Source organism: Pseudomonas sp. Irchel s3h17 (assembly GCF_900187505.1).
GTDB lineage: Bacteria > Pseudomonadota > Gammaproteobacteria > Pseudomonadales > Pseudomonadaceae > Aquipseudomonas.
Map to the genome: position 1 here is coordinate 262,151 of NZ_FYDL01000004.1, position 17,436 is coordinate 279,586.

13 protein-coding genes and 1 pseudogene are annotated in these 17,436 nt (G+C 62.5%); 8 read left to right on the top strand and 6 right to left on the bottom strand.

All coding sequences use genetic code 11. From position 1 onward, the window contains the following. Positions 1–140: 140 nt before the first annotated feature. From CKW25_RS07290 to edd, 6 genes are all read right to left on the bottom strand, one after another. The gene (locus CKW25_RS07290) at positions 141–1,433 is read right to left on the bottom strand and encodes an ABC transporter substrate-binding protein (RefSeq protein WP_095078511.1); all 1,293 of its coding nucleotides are present in this window, start codon (positions 1,431–1,433) and stop codon (positions 141–143) included. A gap of 116 nt (positions 1,434–1,549) precedes the next feature. Continuing rightward, entirely contained in the window at positions 1,550–2,809 is a 1,260-nt protein-coding gene (locus tag CKW25_RS07295; protein ID WP_095078512.1) for an AGE family epimerase/isomerase, read from the bottom strand. Positions 2,810–3,080: 271 nt separating this feature from the next. Further along, entirely contained in the window at positions 3,081–4,508 is a 1,428-nt protein-coding gene (locus tag CKW25_RS07300) for an ATP-binding protein (protein WP_172736449.1), read from the bottom strand. A gap of 31 nt (positions 4,509–4,539) precedes the next feature. Further along, positions 4,540–5,271 carry a response regulator gene (locus CKW25_RS07305; RefSeq protein ID WP_095078514.1) on the bottom strand — a complete coding sequence of 244 codons (732 nt, stop codon included), beginning with the start codon at positions 5,269–5,271 and terminating at the stop codon, positions 4,540–4,542. A gap of 205 nt (positions 5,272–5,476) precedes the next feature. Further along, positions 5,477–6,427, bottom strand: coding sequence for a glucokinase (locus tag CKW25_RS07310; RefSeq protein WP_095078515.1), 951 nt, complete (start codon positions 6,425–6,427; stop codon positions 5,477–5,479). Then, positions 6,424–8,250 carry a phosphogluconate dehydratase gene (edd, locus tag CKW25_RS07315; protein ID WP_095078516.1) on the bottom strand — a complete coding sequence of 609 codons (1,827 nt, stop codon included), beginning with the start codon at positions 8,248–8,250 and terminating at the stop codon, positions 6,424–6,426. Before edd ends, CKW25_RS07310 begins: the two co-directional genes overlap by 4 nt. Before the next feature lie 222 nt (positions 8,251–8,472). Between edd and gap the strand changes: the two genes are divergently transcribed. The 8 genes and pseudogenes from gap to CKW25_RS27350 all read left to right on the top strand — a co-directional run. Next, a complete protein-coding gene (gap, locus tag CKW25_RS07320) occupies positions 8,473–9,474 on the top strand; it encodes a type I glyceraldehyde-3-phosphate dehydrogenase (RefSeq protein ID WP_095078517.1) in 1,002 nt (333 codons plus the stop codon). 23 nt (positions 9,475–9,497) lie between these two features. Further along, positions 9,498–9,962: a methylglyoxal synthase gene (locus CKW25_RS07325; protein WP_095078518.1), complete on the top strand. Its 465-nt coding sequence runs from the start codon at positions 9,498–9,500 to the stop codon at positions 9,960–9,962. 75 nt (positions 9,963–10,037) lie between these two features. Beyond that, positions 10,038–10,556 (top strand): RNA polymerase sigma factor, encoded by a 519-nt coding sequence (locus tag CKW25_RS07330; RefSeq protein WP_095078519.1) that lies wholly within the window; start codon positions 10,038–10,040, stop codon positions 10,554–10,556. A gap of 119 nt (positions 10,557–10,675) precedes the next feature. Next, entirely contained in the window at positions 10,676–11,647 is a 972-nt protein-coding gene (locus CKW25_RS07335; protein ID WP_095078520.1) for a FecR domain-containing protein, read from the top strand. A gap of 135 nt (positions 11,648–11,782) precedes the next feature. Next, on the top strand, positions 11,783–14,371 hold the full coding sequence (locus CKW25_RS07340) for a TonB-dependent receptor (protein WP_095078521.1): 2,589 nt from the start codon (positions 11,783–11,785) through the stop codon (positions 14,369–14,371). A gap of 122 nt (positions 14,372–14,493) precedes the next feature. Then, a complete protein-coding gene (locus tag CKW25_RS07345) occupies positions 14,494–15,102 on the top strand; it encodes a biliverdin-producing heme oxygenase (RefSeq protein ID WP_095078522.1) in 609 nt (202 codons plus the stop codon). A 252-nt stretch (positions 15,103–15,354) separates the two neighbouring features. Continuing rightward, positions 15,355–15,750 (top strand): YbaN family protein, encoded by a 396-nt coding sequence (locus CKW25_RS07355; RefSeq protein WP_095078524.1) that lies wholly within the window; start codon positions 15,355–15,357, stop codon positions 15,748–15,750. Positions 15,751–16,248: 498 nt separating this feature from the next. Continuing rightward, positions 16,249–17,208 (top strand): annotated as a pseudogene (locus tag CKW25_RS27350) (chemotaxis protein); the annotation flags it as partial. Between the last annotated feature and the right edge of the window lie 228 nt (positions 17,209–17,436).

Genomic DNA, 17,436 nt, shown 5'->3' on the forward strand with positions numbered 1-17,436 from the left:
GAAGAGAAGTGAATGCGCACAGTGACCCCTTGTGGGAGCGGGCTTGCTCGCGAAAGCGGACTGACATCCAACACAGATGTCGACGGATTCACCGACTTCGCAAGCAAGCCCGTTCCCACAGGATCAGGCAGTGTTCGGGATTACTGGGCGGCTTTGACGGCCGATGCCAGTTGGGCGCTGGCCTTGGCCGGGGCAGCATCCTTGTCGTTCATGAAGTTGGTCACGACGTCGAAGATCGCACCTTGCACGGCCAGGGACGTGGCCATGTTGTGGGCCATGCTCGGCTGCAGGCCGCCGGACTTGTCGCTCGCCAGGAAGTCCTTGGCCGAGGCCTGGGCACAGGCGTCGAAGCCCAGGGCACTCATGTCGCCGAGCATGTCGGTGCGAACCGGGATCGAGCCCTTGTTGACGCTGAAGACCTTCTGGAAGTCCTTGCCCAGCGCAACCCGGGCCAGGTCCTGCTGAGCCGCGATGTCACCCTTGCGATCGGCGTTGAGCTTGAACACCGCCAGGGAGTCGATGTTGTAGGCGAAGGCTTTTTCAGTCCCCGGGAACGGTACGCACAGATAGTCCTTGCCGGCGACCTTGTTGGCGGCGGTCCATTCGCTCTTGGCCCAGTCCCCCATCATCTGCATGCCGGCCTTGCCATTGATCACTTCGGCGGCGGCGATGTTCCAGTCACGGCCCGCACGGTTAGGGTCCATGTAACCGGTGAGCTTCTTGAGTTCGGCGAAAGACTTGACCATCTCGGGGCCGGAGAGGGTTTTCTGGTCCAGGTCCACCAGGGCTTTCTTGTAGCCGTCCGTACCCATGACCGACAGCACCACGTCTTCAAACACGGTGCTGTCCTGCCATGGCTGACCGCCGTGGGCCAGGGCGATGAAGCCGGCAGCCTTGAGCTTGTCGCCAGCGGCGTAGAATTCCTCGAGGGTGGTCGGGGCCTTGTCGATACCGGCTTGCTTGAAGACTTGCGGGTTGATCCACAGCCAGTTGACACGGTGAATGTTCACCGGGACGGCCACATAGTCGCCTTCATACTTGACGGTGTCGGAGACTTTCTTCGAGAGCAGGCCGTCCCAGTTTTCCGCTTTGGAAACGTCCTTCAGGGTATCGGTGCTGAGCAGGCCGGTGCTGCCCCACTCCTGGATGTCCGGGCCTTTGATCTGGGCAACGCCCGGTGGATTGCCCGCGACCGCGCGGCTCTTGAGGACGGTCATGGCGGTAGCGCCACCGCCACCGGCGACTGCACCGTCCTTCCAGGTAAAGCCGTCTTTTTCGACTTGCGCCTTGAGGACATCGACGGCGGCTTTTTCACCACCGGACGTCCACCAGTGCACGACTTCCACGGCACCTTTGGAATCGGCGGCATGGGCGTTCAGAGGAAACAACGAGGCGAGAGTAATGACCGTGGCGAGGCGGGAAATCCCATTCATCTGAAGTACCTTTCTTGTTGTTATGCATGCAAGTCTGGTGCTTGCGCTGCAAACGAGTTTAAACAGCGTCGCGCGCCCGGCAGGTAACGAAGCGACGGCAAAATGTCACAGCATGGTTACATAGACGCCGGGACAGACACCCGGGCCAATGCACTGGCCATGCTCGGCGCCAGCGGCAGGCGTGGAATCAACACTGCTTGCCAGGCGTGATACAGGTCCGGCTTGCCTCCCCAGATCTCGGCGCTCGGGCGATTCGAGGCGTCGAGTTCGTGGTGCCAGCTGCCATGGGTTCGGTCGATCAGGTAGCGTTCGCTGTATTCCCAGAAACACCGGTACCAGGTTTCGTACTGCGCCTCGCCCGTGCGCTTGAGCAAGGTGCTGGCCGCCGCGCTGGCCTCGCAGTGAACCCAATGCAACCGCTGGCGCACCACCGGCTGGTTGCCCCAGTCGAGGGTGTAGACCAGGCCTGGCGCTCCATCGACGTGCCAGGCGTGAAGACAGTTGCTGGCAAACAGTCTTTGCGCGTCGACCAACAGCCAGCCAGGGGCCGGCATGCCCGCCACAACCAGCGCCGCCTCAAGGTGCAACAGCAACCGCGACCATTCAAAGCCATGGCCTGGCGTGGTGCCGTAGGGGCGGAAACCATCGGCCGGACAGGCCTGGTTGTACTCGCGCAACGGCTGCCACTGTCGGTCAAAATGCTCGACGACCCGATAGTCGTTGGCCGCCGCGTGACCGTGGATCACCCGCTCGACAATCCGCAACGCGCGGCGTAGCCAGCGGCTGTCCTGGGTGACATCGGCCAGGGCGAGAAAGGCTTCGGTCGCGTGCATGTTGCTGTTGGCACCGCGATAGGCCTCCTCGACGCTCCAGTCGCGGTTGAAGGATTCGCGCAGGGCGCCCTCCTCCTCGCTCCAGAAATGCTGGTCGATGACATTGACCGCCTCCATGAGTAAAGCCTCGGCGCCCGGTCGCTGAGCGACCACCGCAGAGCTGGCCGCCAGCGCGACGAATGCGTGCAGGTACGCCGCCTTGTCCGTGTGGCCATCAGGGTACTCGGGCGCGGCGAACCAGCCACCGAACCTGGCGTCACGCAAGGGTCCCATGAGGGCATCGAGCCCATGATCCACCCACTCGGCAAACCCCGGCAGCCCCTGGATATGGGCCATGGCAAAGCAATGGGTCATGCGGGCGGTAGTCAGGGTGTGGGCCTGGGCATCGGCCGGCATCTGGCCGTGAGCGTCCAGGTTGCCAAAGCCTTCGGGCAGCTTCGAGGCCTTGGCGAACGCGAGCAGGCGCAAGCCTTCATCGGCCAGCCATTGTTGATGGGCAGGTGCGTTCAGCCAACTGCTGAATGCAGGTTGGAAGGTGTTCATGGGGTGCCTTTTTTTGTTGTTATGACTGCGGTGAGTCTAAACAACGTGGAGGAAGGTGCAGGTAACGAAGGGGGCTGGGTGTGTCACTGACGTGTGACAAATGCTCAGAGCTTTTGTGGCGAGGGCGCTTGCTCCCGCTGGAGCGCAAAGCGCTCCCAAAACCTGCCACCGGAGTTGAGCTGACGTACTGAGGTGCAGACTTTACGACGGCTGCGTCCGAACGCGGACCGGCCGACGGGAGCAAGCTCCCTCGCCACAGGATCGGTGCCAGTCAGTCAAGAGAGCGCGGCAGCTGCAAGGTCACCCGCAAGCCGCCCTCGCGCAGGTTCTGCAAGCTGACTTCACCGCCATGGCTATGGGCGATGTTGCGGGCGATGCCCAGTCCCAGGCCATACCCCTGCTGTTGCCCGGCCAGGCGAAAGTGCGGTTCGAACACCTGCTCCAGGCGCTGCTCAGGCACGCCCGGCCCTTCGTCATCGACGTGCAGGATAAACGCACTGTCGTCGTCATCGATGTGCAGGTGAGCGTTCTGCCCGTACTTGAGGGCGTTGTCGATCAGGTTGCCAATGCAGCGCTTGAGCGCCAACGGCTTGCCGGGATAGGGTGCCAGCGCCCGCCCCTGCTGGGTCACGCGGCCGTTGCCGTTGGGCGCCAGGTAAGGTTCCACCAGGCAATCGAGCACATGGTTGAGATCCACCGGTTCGATGTTCTCGTGGATGTCGGTGTCCTTGACGCATTGCAGCGCGCCTTTGACCAACAGCTCCAGCTCATCCAGGTCTCGCCCGAACTTGGCTTGCAGCTGTTCGTCCTCCAGCAATTCGACGCGCAGGCGCAGACGGGTGATGGGCGTGCGCAAGTCATGGGAAATCGCACTGAACAACTGGCTGCGTTCGGTCAGGTAGCGGCTGATGCGCTCGCGCATCGCATTGAACGCGCGCCCCACCTCGACCACTTCACTACCGCCGCCCTCGGCCACCGGTTCCACCTCGGCCCCCAGCGACATGTCCCGCGCCGCCCGTGCCAGGCGCTTGAGCGGTCGGCTTTGCCAGTGCACCAACAGGCCGATGAACAGCAACAGGAAGCCGCTGGTGAGCACAATGAACCAGACCTGCTGCGAAGGCAGGCCCTGCTCTTCAAGGCTGGTATAGGGCTCTGGCAACAGGGAGGCGATGTACAGCCATTCCCCCTCGGCCAGCTTGATCTGGGTGACCAGCACCGGCGGGTTGACCGGCTCCAGGGTCAGCGCGTAATGGGCCCAGGAACGCGGCAGCTCATCGAGCTTCAAGCCGCCGTTGAAAATCCGCAGGTCGTCCGGGCTGACAAATTGCACCGAGAGATCGGTATCGACCCCCAACGACTTGCGCAGCACCTCATCCACCGCCGCCAGCACCGCTTGCTTGCGCGGGGTCGCCGGCAGCAATTGCATGTCCAGCGGCTTGTCGTTGAGGGTCACCACGAACCGGGTACCGCCCATGCTGCGCAGCTGATCGAGGACCAACGGCCGATAGGCCACCGGCAACGAACGAAAGTAGCTGACACTGGCGGTCATCGAATGGGCCAGGCTGCGGGCGGCCGTCACCAGGCCTTCCAGCTGCGTGGCGCGCAATTGCGACACCCAGATCACGCTCGACAGCGCCTGGGCAAACAACACCGCCAGCAAGGTCAGCAGCAACATGCGCCCAAGCAGCGAGCGCGGCACCGGCACCTTGCGGATCAGCCGGGTGAAGGCTTCAGTGACCATTGCTGGCGACCACACTGGCGGCCAATTGATAACCGCTGCCGCGCACGGTGCGAATCAGGCGTGGCGGTTTCTCGGTATCGCGCAGACGCTGGCGCAAGCGGCTGACCGCCATGTCGACAATGCGGTCCAGGGGCATCAGGTCACGACCCCGGGTGGCATTGCCGATGGTGTCGCGATCAAGGATTGCCTGCGGATGATCGAGGAAGAGCTTGAGCAGGGCGAAATCGGCACCGGAGAGGATCACCTCTTCGCCGTCAGTGTGAAACAGGCGGTGACTGACCATGTCCAGGCGCCACTCATCGAAGGCCAGCACCTCACCGCCAGGGCGGTCCTGGCCAAACTGCGCCCGGCGCAACAGGGCCTTGATCCGCGCCTGCAGTTCACGGGGGCTGAAGGGTTTGCCCAGGTAGTCATCGGCCCCCAGTTCCAGGCCTATGACCCGGTCGGCTTCGTCGGAACTGGCAGTGAGCATGATGATCGGCACATGGGGCTGGCGCGGGTGTTGACGCACCCAGCGACACAGGCTGAAGCCGTCTTCGTCCGGCAGCATCACATCAAGGATCACCAGATCGCTCGGAGCCTCGTTCAGCGCCTGGCGAAAACCCGCGCCATCGGGGGTGGTACGCACCTGAAACCCGGCTCGGCTGAGGTAGGTGTCCAGCAACTCACGTATCTCTTGATCGTCATCGACCAACAAAATCGACTTGTTGACTGAGCTCACTTCGAAGGCGTCCTTGTTGTGATGGAGGGGCGGATTATGCCTGATCAACAATGCATCGCGAACGAGCCTTTGTGGCGAGCGAGCTTGCTCGCGCTCGGCTGCGAAGCAGTCGTAAACCTGAAATCGCGGTTCTTGGATAATCCGCGTTCGCTGGGTTCAGGAGCGCTTCGCACTCCAGCGCGAGCATGCTCCCTCGCCACAGGTTTCAAGCCTGTTCCAGCGCCACACCCGCACCGGTCAAACCGGAATACGGTGCCGTCACCAGCCACACCGGAATGCCATTGAAATAATCGCTCATACAGCCTTTGTCGGCGAAGCAGCGGGCGAAACCGCTTTCGAGGAAGACCTCGGCGAACCGCGGAATCACTCCACCGACGATGTACACCCCGCCGCGCGCACCGGCGGTCAGCACGTTGTTGCCGGCCACGCGCCCCAGCCAGCAGCAGAATTGCTCCAGCACTTGCAGGGCAATCGGGTCGCCCGCCAGAGCGGCCGCGGTGATCGCCTCGGGGGTGTCGAGTACCGGCGCATGCCCATCCACCGCGCAAATCGCCCGATAGACACGCGGCAAGCCGCCACCGCTGAGGGCCGTCTCTGCACTGACATGGCCGATCTCGTTGAAGAGGTGCTGCCACAGCTGGACTTCACGCGGGCTGCCCAGTGGCAGGTCGACATGCCCGCCCTCCCCTGGCAATGCGCTCCAGCGACCGTCACCCTGATCAAGCAAGGTGCCGACCCCAAGGCCGGTGCCGGGGCCGATTACCACCGCCGGGCGCAACGGCTCGGGAGTGCCTTCGCAGACCACTCGGAACTCGCCCGGCTGCAGGCGCGTCATGCCCAGGGCCATGGCCGAGAAGTCATTGACCAGCAACAGCCGGTCGACCTGCAAGGTCTGGCAAAATCCCCGGCGACTCAGTCGCCAATGGTTGTTGGTAAACCGAAACGCGTCACCACTGACCGGACCGGCCACCGACAGGCACACCGAGCCAATCGCGCCCGGTGCCAGGCCCAGGCCGGCCAGGTAAACGCCAATGGCGTCTTCCGGGCACTCATAGTCGGCGGTGGCCAGCACCTGGATCGATTCCAGTTGCCGGTTCTTCCACAACGCAAACCGTGCGTTGGTCCCTCCGATGTCACCGACCAGCGCTAGCTTCACTTAAGGCTCTCCAGAGCAGAGGTAAAGGCGCTGGCGCCCTGCTCTGCCGAGCTGAAGGCCATGCGCATGAAACCAAACAGTTCGCGACCGCTGCCGACGTTGTCCGCCAACAGGCACTTGGCCGGCTCGCGCGCGGCGAATTCGTCGGCGTCCACCTTCAGCTCCAGGGTGCCTTTGACGCCGTCGACGCGGATGATATCGCCCTCTTGCACCCGCGCCAAAGCGCCGCCCACATAGGCCTCGGGGCTGACGTGAATGGCCGCCGGGATTTTCCCCGAGGCACCGGACATGCGTCCGTCCGTCACCAACGCGACCTTGAAGCCCCGATCCTGCAGCACACCGAGGAATGGCGTCATCTTGTGCAGCTCCGGCATCCCGTTGGAACGCGGGCCCTGGAAGCGCATCACCGCGACGAAATCTTTCTCCAGCAAACCGGCCTTGAACGCGTCGGCCAGGTCCTGTTGATCCTGGAACACCATGGCCGGTGCTTCGACAATCTGGTTTTCCAGCGCCACTGCCGAGACCTTCATCACACCGCGACCGAGGTTGCCCTCCATCACGCGCAGGCCACCTTCGGCGGAGAACGCACGAGCAACCGGGCGCAGGATGGTTTCATCGAGGCTTTCGGTCACGCCTTCGCGCCACACCAGCTCACCGTTGTCGAGGAACGGCTCCTGGGTGTAGCGGCTCAGGCCGTGACCCAGCACGGTGTTGACGTTTTCGTGCAGCAGCCCGGCTTCCAGCAGCTCGCGGATCAGGAACGACATGCCGCCGGCGGCCTGGAAGTGGTTGATGTCGGCTTTGCCGTTCGGGTAAACGTGGCTCAGGGTCGGCACCACCTCGGAGAGGTCGGCCATGTCCTGCCAGGTCAGTTGAATGCCCGCGGCCATGGCGATGGCCGGCATGTGCAGCGTGTGGTTGGTCGAGCCGCCGGTGGCGTGCAAGGCCACGATGGAGTTGACCAGCGCACGCTCGTCGACGATTTCGCCGATCGGCATGAAGTTGCCGTTCTGCTTGGTCAGGCGAGTCACCTGGTGCGCCGCCTCACGGGTCAGGGCATCGCGCAACGGGGTGTTCGGGTTGACGAAAGAGGAACCCGGCAAGTGCAGGCCCATCACCTCCATCAACAGCTGGTTGGTGTTGGCGGTGCCGTAGAAGGTGCACGTGCCCGGGCTGTGGTAGGACTTCATTTCCGATTCCAGCAGCTCTTCGCGGCTGGCCTTGCCTTCGGCGTAGCGCTGGCGAACGTCGGCTTTCTGCTTGTTGGAGATCCCCGAAACCATCGGCCCACCCGGGACGAAGATCGTCGGCAGATGACCGAAGCGCAACGCGCCCATCATCAGGCCGGGCACGATCTTGTCGCAGATGCCGAGCATCAGCGCGCCATCGAACATGTTGTGGGACAGCGCCACGGCGGTGGACAGCGCGATCACTTCGCGGCTCGGCAGGCTCAACTCCATGCCCGGCTCGCCCTGGGTCACGCCATCGCACATGGCCGGTGTGCCGCCGGCGAACTGGCCGACCGAGCCGATCTCGCGCAGGGCTTTCTTGATCAGCTCAGGAAAGACTTCGTAAGGCTGATGCGCCGAGAGCATGTCGTTATAGGACGAAACAATCGCAATGTTGGCGGCGTTCATCATCCGCAGGCTGTTCTTGTCTTCACTGCCGCAGCCGGCCACGCCATGGGCGAAGTTGGCGCACTGCAGCTTGCCGCGCACGGGACCGTCGCTCGCCGCACCGCGAATCAGTGCAAGGTATGCCTCACGCGTGGCGCGGCTGCGGGCGATAAGCCGTTCGGTGACCTCAAGGACGCGGGGATGCATGTGTAGAACTCCAGGCTAACGGATGTGGCGACCTGATTGTCTATGCTGATCAAAGGCCGTTGTGATTGGGATGACAAACGGTTTTCTTGACCACTCGGACCAGTTGATTCAGGTCACTCGTTGTAGATAAGACAAAATATTGCCACTAAAAAGGCTTGTTTTCTATTTTTTTGCGAATAATCTTGTAATTCCAATAACAAAACGACGGCGGCGCAGTTAAAAATGACTCTTCGAATCGCAATCAATGGTTTTGGCCGTATCGGCCGCAATGTCCTGCGCGCCCTGTATTCCCAAGGTTATCGCCAGGATTTGCAGATCGTTGCCATCAACGATCTGGGCGACAGTGCAATGAACGCCCACTTGCTCAAGTACGACACCGTACACGGCACCTTCGATGCCGATGTGCAGCATGACCTTGAAAGCCTGACCGTCAATGGCGACCGGATCGCCGTCAGCGCCATTCGCAACCCCGCCGATTTGCCCTGGGCCGCGGAGAGAGTCGACGTGGTATTCGAATGCACCGGCCTGTTCACCGACCGTGCCAAAGCGGCCGCGCACCTTACCGCCGGTGCGCGCAAAGTGATTATCTCGGCACCGGCCAAGGGCGCCGATGCCACGGTAGTGTACGGGGTCAACCACGACATTCTGCGCCAGTCGCACCAGATCATCTCCAATGCATCGTGCACCACCAACTGCCTGGCACCGGTGGCCCAGGTGCTGCACCGCGAGCTGGGCATCGAGAGCGGCCTGATGACCACCATCCACGCCTACACCAACGACCAGAACCTGACGGACGTCTATCACAGCGACCCGTACCGCGCCCGCTCCGCCACCCAGAACATGATCCCGAGCAAGACCGGTGCCGCTGAAGCCGTGGGCCTGGTGCTGCCGGAGCTGGCAGGCAAGCTGACCGGCATGGCCGTGCGCGTACCGGTGATCAACGTGTCACTGGTGGACCTGACCGTGCAGCTCAAGCACGACGTCACCGCCCATGAGGTCAACGAACTGCTCAGGGAAGCCAGCCAGCACTCCAAAGTCCTCGGCTACAACACCCTGCCGCTGGTCTCCAGCGATTTCAACCACAACCCGCTGTCATCGATTTTCGACGCCAGCCACACCAAGTGCAGTGGCCGGCTGCTCAAGGTCCTGGCCTGGTACGACAACGAATGGGGCTTCTCCAACCGCATGCTCGATAACTGCCTGGCGCTGTGCAACGCCGAATGACCCCCGTTGCCGTGGAGCCGCCAATGATTGGTATCAGTTTTACCCACACCACCATGGCGGCGCGTAAACGCATCGCCCTGGTCGCCCATGACCACTGCAAGGTGTTCTTGCTCGACTGGGCCGAACGCCAGAAGCACAAGCTCGCGCAACATGAACTGGTCGCCACCGGCACTACCGGCCTGTTGTTGAGCAAACGCCTGGACCTGCCGGTTGAAAGCATGATCAGCGGCCCGCTTGGCGGCGATCAACAGCTCGGTGCGCGAATCGCCGAGCAGCGGGTGGACATGCTGGTGTTCTTCTGGGACCCGTTCGAGCCACAACCTCACGATCCGGACATCAAGGCGCTGTTGCGCGTGGCGGCGGTGTGGAACATTCCGGTGGCCTGCAATGAATGCAGCGCCGACTACCTGCTCAGCAGCCCCTTGATGGATCAGCCGCACGAGTACCGGATTCCCGATTACCCGGCGTACCTGCAGGGGCGCAGATAATTCCTCAAAGTAGAGCTTGACCTTTCATATAGATGATAAGCATTATCATTCGCTTGAAATGGATCAGGTCCTACTGTGAGTCAGTCACGCTTCAATCATGTCTTCCTCGCTCAGCGCGTCTCGCTGCTGCGCACCCTGGAGCGGATGGTCAACAACCACAGCACCGCCGAGGACCTCTTGCAGGAAACCTACCTGCGCGTGACCCGGGCACTGAGTGAGCGGGCCATCGATCACCTGGAACCGTTCGTGTTTCAAACCGCCCGCAACCTGGCACTGGATCATTTGCGCGCACGGCGCATCCAGTCGCGAACCATGGTTGAAGACGTTCCGCTGGAGGTCGTGCAAAACGTCGCGGCGCCGCTGAGCAGTGCCGAGGACGCTGCCCACGCCGAACAGATGCTCGAGCGCCTGAACGTCAGCCTCAACCAATTGACCCTGCGCCAGCAGCAGATTTTCATCCTCAGCCGCTTGCACGGCCACAGCTATCTGGAGATTGCCGAGAAGCTTGGCGTCTCTCTGAGCACCGTGCAGAAAGACCTGAAGCTGATCATGGCAATCTGTGTCGGCGTTGCCGATCGCCATAACCGCCATTGATTCTGTCGGACAATGGTGTTGCACGACTGCGTCAGGACGCAGGCTTTGTTACCCTTGGCCGACGTTTGCATCACCCCAATTAAAAACCAGCCGTGCGCAGACACGGTCGAGGAACACCCGTGACGGACACCCCGCCCTCCCACCCGCCAGCCTCGGCGCGGGACGCTGCCAGTACCCGCGCGATGGATCAGGCGCTGGACTGGCTGATCGTGCTGGACAGTCCGAGCGAAGCGCAAACCCGCGAGTTCCAGGCATGGCTCACCGCCGCCCCGTGCAACGCCGAGGCGTTCGCCAGGGCCCAGGCCATCTGGGAAGGACCGCAGGTCGCGCAGTGCGCCCAGACCCTCGATACCGCCAAGCACAAAGTCAGTGTGCTCGGACGCCTGCGCCCTCACTGGAAACCGCTGGCCACGGCGGCGGTGCTGATCCTCGGCTTGTTCAGCTTCAGCAACCTGCCCATGCGCCTGCAGGCCGATCACCTGACCGTGATCGGCGAGCGCCAGCGCTTGCAGCTCGAAGACGGCTCAAAAGTGCTGCTCAACACCAACTCGGCGTTCTCCAGCACCATCAACGATCAGCAACGCATTGCCCGCCTGTATCAGGGCGAAGCCTACTTCGAGGTCCCCGCCAATCCCGGCCTGCCGCTGGAAATCGACGCCGGGCCGGTCACCGCCAGCGTGCGCGACACGACGTTTGCCGTGCGTTACCTGGACGGTATCGCCCAGGTCCGCGTGCAACGCGGCGATGTCGACTTGCGCAGTACCCACAGCGACGCCCGTGTCCGCCTGAGCGCGGGCGAAAGCATCCGGATCGGCCCCAATGGCTTCGACCAGCCGGCCAGGCTCGACCCGGCGACCGACCTGGCCTGGGTCCAGGGGCGACTGGTGTTTGAAAACTGCCCGTTGAACCAGGTGCTGGCCGAACTGCGTCGCTACTACCCGGGCTGGATCATCAACACCAACGAACAACTGGCCAACGTCGCGGTGACCGGCAATTACCGGCTGGACCAACCGCTGGATGTGGTCCGCTCGCTGGCCCACATCACCTCGGCCAACGTCCGGGAGTTTCCGGCGCTGGTGATCCTGAATTAACCCGCCACGCACTGAATGAGAATTATTTTTACTCGATAGCGATGCCCAGTACGTCTCGTCTTAGCCAATGCAATTGATTCGCATCATTGATGCCGATCTGCACCTATACGATTCGTGCGACACGGAGCGCTCTCGATGTCCCCTCGCCTCACCCACCGATCCTCGTCACCTTCCACTCGCGTGCAGCACTGCACGCTGTCCTTGCTGACCGCGGCTATCCTGCTGGCCGGGGCGCAAGCGGCGCCTGTCATGGCCGCCACTGCGACCCAACAGCCAAGCCGCAACATGGGCGACTACACCTTCGCCATTGCCCAGCAGCCACTGGTGTCGGCCCTCAACGCCTTCACCGTCGTCACGGGCTGGCAGGTCGGCTTGTCGGCTGAGCTGGCCGAAGGTGTTGCCTCGCCGGGGGTTCAGGGCGCACTGACACCGGAAAAAGCCCTGGATCGTCTGTTGGCGGGGACCAACCTGAGCTATCGCAAGCTGGGCAATAACAACATCGTGCTGGAGAAGCGCAACCTCGGTGGCACCGTTGCCCTGCAACAGATGACCATCAGCGCCACGCGCCAGGAACAGAGTGTCGACAGCGTGCCGGGCACTGTCACCGTGCACACCCGCGAAGAACTGGACCGCAACAACGTCAACACCATCAAGGACCTGGTGCGCTACGAACCGGGTGTTTCGGTCGGCGGCACCGGCACCCGGGGCGGCATCAGCGGCTACAACATCCGGGGTATCGACGGCGACCGGATCCTGACCCAGGTCGACGGTGTCGAGATTCCCAACGGTTTCTTCAACGGGCCCTATGCCAAGACCCAGCGCAACTACGTGGACCCGGAAATCGTCAAGCGCGTGGAAATCCTGCGTGGCCCGGCCTCGGTGCTGTACGGCAGCAACGCCATCGGCGGTGCGGTGAGCTACTTCACCCTCGACCCGGACGACATCATCAAGCCTGGCCAGGACGCCGGTGCCCGCCTGAAAACCGGCTACAGCTCCGCCGATGACAGCTGGTTGAAATCCGCCACGGTCGCAGGTCGCGCCGAGCAGTTCGACGGCTTGCTGCACTTCAGCCAGCGCGACGGTCATGAAACCGAGTCCTACGACCACTACAACGGCACCGGCCTGGACCGTACCGCCGCCAACCCGGAAGACGTGCGCACCACCAACGTGCTGGCCAAGGCCGGCTGGAACTACGCCGACGACGCACGCCTGGGCCTGACGTACGAGAAGTACAAGGACGACCGCGACACCGATCAGCAAAGCGCCATCGGCGGCCCGTTCAACAACGGCCAGCCACTGGGCATGTACCGCTCGCGCACCGGTAACGACACCATTACCCGCGAACGCTATGGCCTGGAAAACACCTTCGCCCTCGATTCCCTGCTGGCCGACAACGTCAAATGGACGCTGAACTATCAGATCGCCAAGACCGACCAGAGCACCCTGGAAAACTACTTCCCGTTCAGCCGCAACGTGATGCGGACCCGCGAAACCCTGTACGAAGAAAAACAGTGGGTGTTCGATGCGCAACTGGACAAGGCGTTTGCCATTGGCGAAACCGGCCACGTGCTGACCTACGGCACCACCCTCAAGCAGGAGAAAGTCACCGGCTCGCGCAGCGGTAGCGGCTACTGCCTGGCGGTAGGACGTGGTTGCAGCGCAATCGGTGCCATCAGCCCCGCCGATGTCCTGAAAAAGTCCAGCGACTTCCCGGACCCGACCATCAACACCTACAGCCTGTTCGCCCAGGACCAGATCAGCTGGAACAACTGGACCTTCCTGCCGGGCCTGCGCTACGACTACACCGAACTCAAGCCGCACGTCACCCAGGAGTTCCTCAACACTGTGTCCCCCGACGGACGTGGCACCGTCAGCGACGAGAACAAGACCTGGAACCGCGTCTCGCCCAAGTTCGGCCTGACCTACGCCCTGACCGACAGCTACACCTGGTACGGCCAGTACGCCGAAGGCTTCCGCACCCCAACGGCCAAGGCGCTGTACGGTCGCTTCGAGAACAGCACCATCGGCTACAACATCGCACCGAACCCGGACCTGGAACCGGAAAAAAGCCAGAGCTACGAGACCGGCCTGCGCGGCAACTTCGAGTCGGGCAACTTCGATGTGGCGGTGTTCTATAACAAGTACCGCGACTTCATCAACGAAGACGCCGTCTCCCCCGGCTACAACGAGCTGACTTTCCAGAGCAACAACATCAAGCACGCGACCATCAAGGGCGTGGAACTCAAGGGCCGCCTGAACCTGGACGTCTTCGGCGCACCCCAGGGCCTCTACACCCAAGGCTCGATTGCCTATGCCCACGGGCGCAACAACGACACCGGCGAGCCACTGAACTCGATCAACCCGATGACCGGTGTGTTCGGCCTGGGCTATGAGCAGGACAGCTACGGCGCCTTGCTCAACTGGACCCTGGTGCAGAAGAAAAACCTGGTCGACGACAGCAGCTTCAAGTCGCCGGACGGCGTCAACAGCCAGTTCAAGACCCCCGGGTACGGCGTGCTCGACCTGGCCGGTTTCTACAAGGTCACCGACGACGTGACGGTCAGTGCGGGTGTGTACAACCTGGCCGACAAGAAGTACTGGCAGTGGGACAACGTACGCGGCTACGACAGCGTGGGTGAGGCCGCCGTGCTCAGCCCGGCCAACCTGGACCGGCTGACCGAGCCAGGCCGCAACTTCGCGATCAACCTGATCTGGGATATCTGATCGCCACACCGTGAAGGGACACTCACTGCGCTTTCTATAAAGGCGCGGTGAGGATTTTTTACTGTGCCGCGTTCCCTGGTTCGTCTAGTTACCAAGCGCACCTCATTCTCAAGGACTTCTACATGACCGCTGTCGACACCACCCAACGCGCGAGCCTGCGCTCACAACGCCTGAACCAGATCACCCACGAGCCGCACGCCAAACTCGATGCCCTGGTCAAAGCCCATGCGCCCTTTGAAACCCAGGCCAACTTTGCTCGTTTCGTCGTGGCCCAGTACCTGTTCCAGTCGGAACTGGTGTCGCTGTACAACGATGCGCAACTGACCGCCATCGTGCCCGACCTGCCACAACGCTGCCGCGCCGAGGCAGCCAAGGCTGACCTGGCCGACCTGGAAACCGAGGTTCCAGCGCCAGTGGCCGGCGCCGTGAAAAACCCGGGCAAGGCCGAGGCCCTGGGCTGGGTCTTCGTTTCCGAAGGTTCGAAACTCGGTGCGGCATTCCTGATCAAGCGTGCGGTTGGCCTGGGCCTGAGCGAAACCTTCGGTGCCCGTCACCTGGGCGAGCCGGCCGGTGGTCGCGCCGAAGGCTGGAAGAGCTTCGTCAAAACCCTCGACGGCCTGGCGTTCAGTGCAGAAGAAGAAGCCGCGGTAGAGAAAGGCGCGATTGACGCATTCAACCGTTTCACCGTGCTGCTGGAACAGGCGTACGCCACCGCACCTGAATTGGCCTGACTCATGAAGGAGCGGGCTAGCCCCAATGCCGGTAGGAGCGAGCGTGCTCGCGATGGACGTTAACGATAACGCGTGCTTTCTGATTGAACGCGTTGCTCTTGAGTTCATCGCGAGCATGCTCGCTCCTACAAAGGTCGGCGTTCGCCTAACTGACCGGCATTGGGGCTTGCCCGCTCCCACTGAGACAGGTGCCCTGCGCACGACCAAACCGGCCCTTGCCGACCGAACGCCACACTCGTCACCATGAGTCCCATGTCTCACCTCGCCACCTCCAAACTCGCCCGCCTCCTCTTCGGCCTGCTGGCCTACGTCAGCCTGGGCATCGGTCTGCTGGCCATCGTCATTCCCGGCCTGCCCACCACTGAATTCATCCTGCTGGCCGCCTGGGCGGCGACCAAGAGTTCACCGCGCCTGAGTGCCTGGCTGGAGAACCATCGGTTGTTCGGACCGATCCTGAGCAACTGGCGTAACGGCAGAATCATCGCCCGCCGGGCCAAGGTCAGCGCCACCGTCAGCATGCTGCTGTGCGCCGGGCTGATGCTGGTGATGCTCGACCCTGGCTGGCCGGTCTACCTGGCCATCGCCGGCATGAGCCTGGGCAATCTGTGGATCTGGTCCCGGCCGGAGTCCCTGGCACCGGCAGCCTGAGATCACGCGTTAATTTTTCTCAACGAAAATGGGCTGAACGCGAGTCGATAATCCATTGATCCTGCCAAAACACCCGTCATTCATGACAAACACATGACCGTTCATCGGCTTCGATTCATGCCCGCTAACAGTAAGCCGATGTGACAAACATGGCGCTGAATGGATTTGGCGAAGAGGTCGACACCGACCCGATGCCAACCAGTCATCCATTCGCGAGATCGCCCCATGTTCGACTCTCTTTCCATCCGCCTTAAAATCGTGCTGTTGTCCGGACTGTGCCTGCTGGGTGTGGTCGGGCTGATTGTCGGTATGAACATCTACCAGACCAATCAGAACGATGCGCTTGTCAGCACCTCCAGCACACAGATGCTGACCGCCAGTGTCGAGAACCTACTGCAGGCCCGGGCCGCGGAACAAGCGGTGCGGGTACAGAAGACCTTCGGTGAAAGCCTGCTGGTGGTGACCGCCCTTGCCGATCAGGTGGCGGACCTGCGCGCCATGGCCGCTCACCGCTCGCTCGACGCCGGGGCCTTGCGTGAGGCGTTGAACCAGAGCCTGAAAACCGCCTTCGAACGCAACACCGGGGTACTGGGCATCTGGCTGGCCTATGAACCCAACGCCCTGGACGGCAAGGACAGCGAGTTCGCCAACGACGCCGCCCGGATGTCCAACGAGGCCGGACGCTTTGCCAGCTACTGGAGCCGCGCCGCAGGTCAGGGGAGCAACACCGTCATGGTCGAGGAAGACATGACCAAAACCACCCTGAACCTCAGTGGCACGCCCTACAACAGTTGGTACACCTGCCCACGCGACAGCAAACGCACGTGCCTGCTGGACCCATACGCCGACATCGTCAACGGCAAGGAAATGTTGATGACCACCATTTCCATACCGCTGCTGGTCGATGGCAAAGCCATTGGCGTGATCGGTATCGACATCGCCCTCGACGCCTTGCAAGCAGCTGCCGTCAACGCCCAGCACGCGCTGTTCAACGGTGCCGGGCACATGCTGATCGTGTCCGGCAGCGGGGTGCTGGCCGCCTACAGCACCGACACCAAACACGTCGGCAAAAGCATCGGCGATACCCTCGGCAGCGACGGCAAGGAAGTGCTGCAACAGCTCGCGGCCGGTAGCCCGGACATCCTCAGGCAGGGCGACCTGATTCGCGCGGTGTTCCCGGTCAGCCCGATTGCCGACACCAAGGCCTGGGGCGTGGTGATCGACCTGCCACGGCAGGTGCTGCTGGCCGACTCGGTCAAACTGCAAGCCGTGCTCGATGACGCCCAAAACAGCGGCACCTTCAAAACCCTGGCCGTGGCCATCGGTGCCGGGGTGCTCGGCCTGTTGCTTATCTGGCTGACCGCCTCCGGCGTGACCCGGCCGATCAATAGCGTAGCCGCCATGCTCAAGGCCATTGCCAGCGGCGACGGCGACCTGACCCAACGCCTGAACTACAGCAAGCAAGACGAACTGGGCGAACTGGTGAGCTGGTTCAACCGCTTCCTCGACAAACTGCAACCTACCATCGCGCAGATCAAGCAAAGCATCGCCGATGCCCGAGGCACCGCCGACCAGTCTTCGGCAATCGCGCGCCAGACCAGCGAAGGCATGCAGGTGCAGTTCCGCGAAATCGACCAGGTCGCCACGGCGTCCAATGAAATGAGCGCCACCGCCCATGACGTGGCC

Bases quoted from the DNA above. Each gene is read 5' to 3' on its own strand.
- edd (WP_095078516.1), bottom strand. From the start codon at position 8,250: ATGCATCCCCGCGTCCTTGAGGTCACCGAACGGCTTATCGCCCGCAGC.
- CKW25_RS07340 (WP_095078521.1), top strand. From the start codon at position 11,783: ATGTCCCCTCGCCTCACCCACCGATCCTCGTCACCTTCCACTCGCGTG.
- CKW25_RS07345 (WP_095078522.1), top strand. From the start codon at position 14,494: ATGACCGCTGTCGACACCACCCAACGCGCGAGCCTGCGCTCACAACGC.
- CKW25_RS07325 (WP_095078518.1), top strand. From the start codon at position 9,498: ATGATTGGTATCAGTTTTACCCACACCACCATGGCGGCGCGTAAACGC.
- CKW25_RS07290 (WP_095078511.1), bottom strand. From the start codon at position 1,433: ATGAATGGGATTTCCCGCCTCGCCACGGTCATTACTCTCGCCTCGTTG.
- CKW25_RS07355 (WP_095078524.1), top strand. From the start codon at position 15,355: ATGTCTCACCTCGCCACCTCCAAACTCGCCCGCCTCCTCTTCGGCCTG.
- CKW25_RS07295 (WP_095078512.1), bottom strand. From the start codon at position 2,809: ATGAACACCTTCCAACCTGCATTCAGCAGTTGGCTGAACGCACCTGCC.
- gap (WP_095078517.1), top strand. From the start codon at position 8,473: ATGACTCTTCGAATCGCAATCAATGGTTTTGGCCGTATCGGCCGCAAT.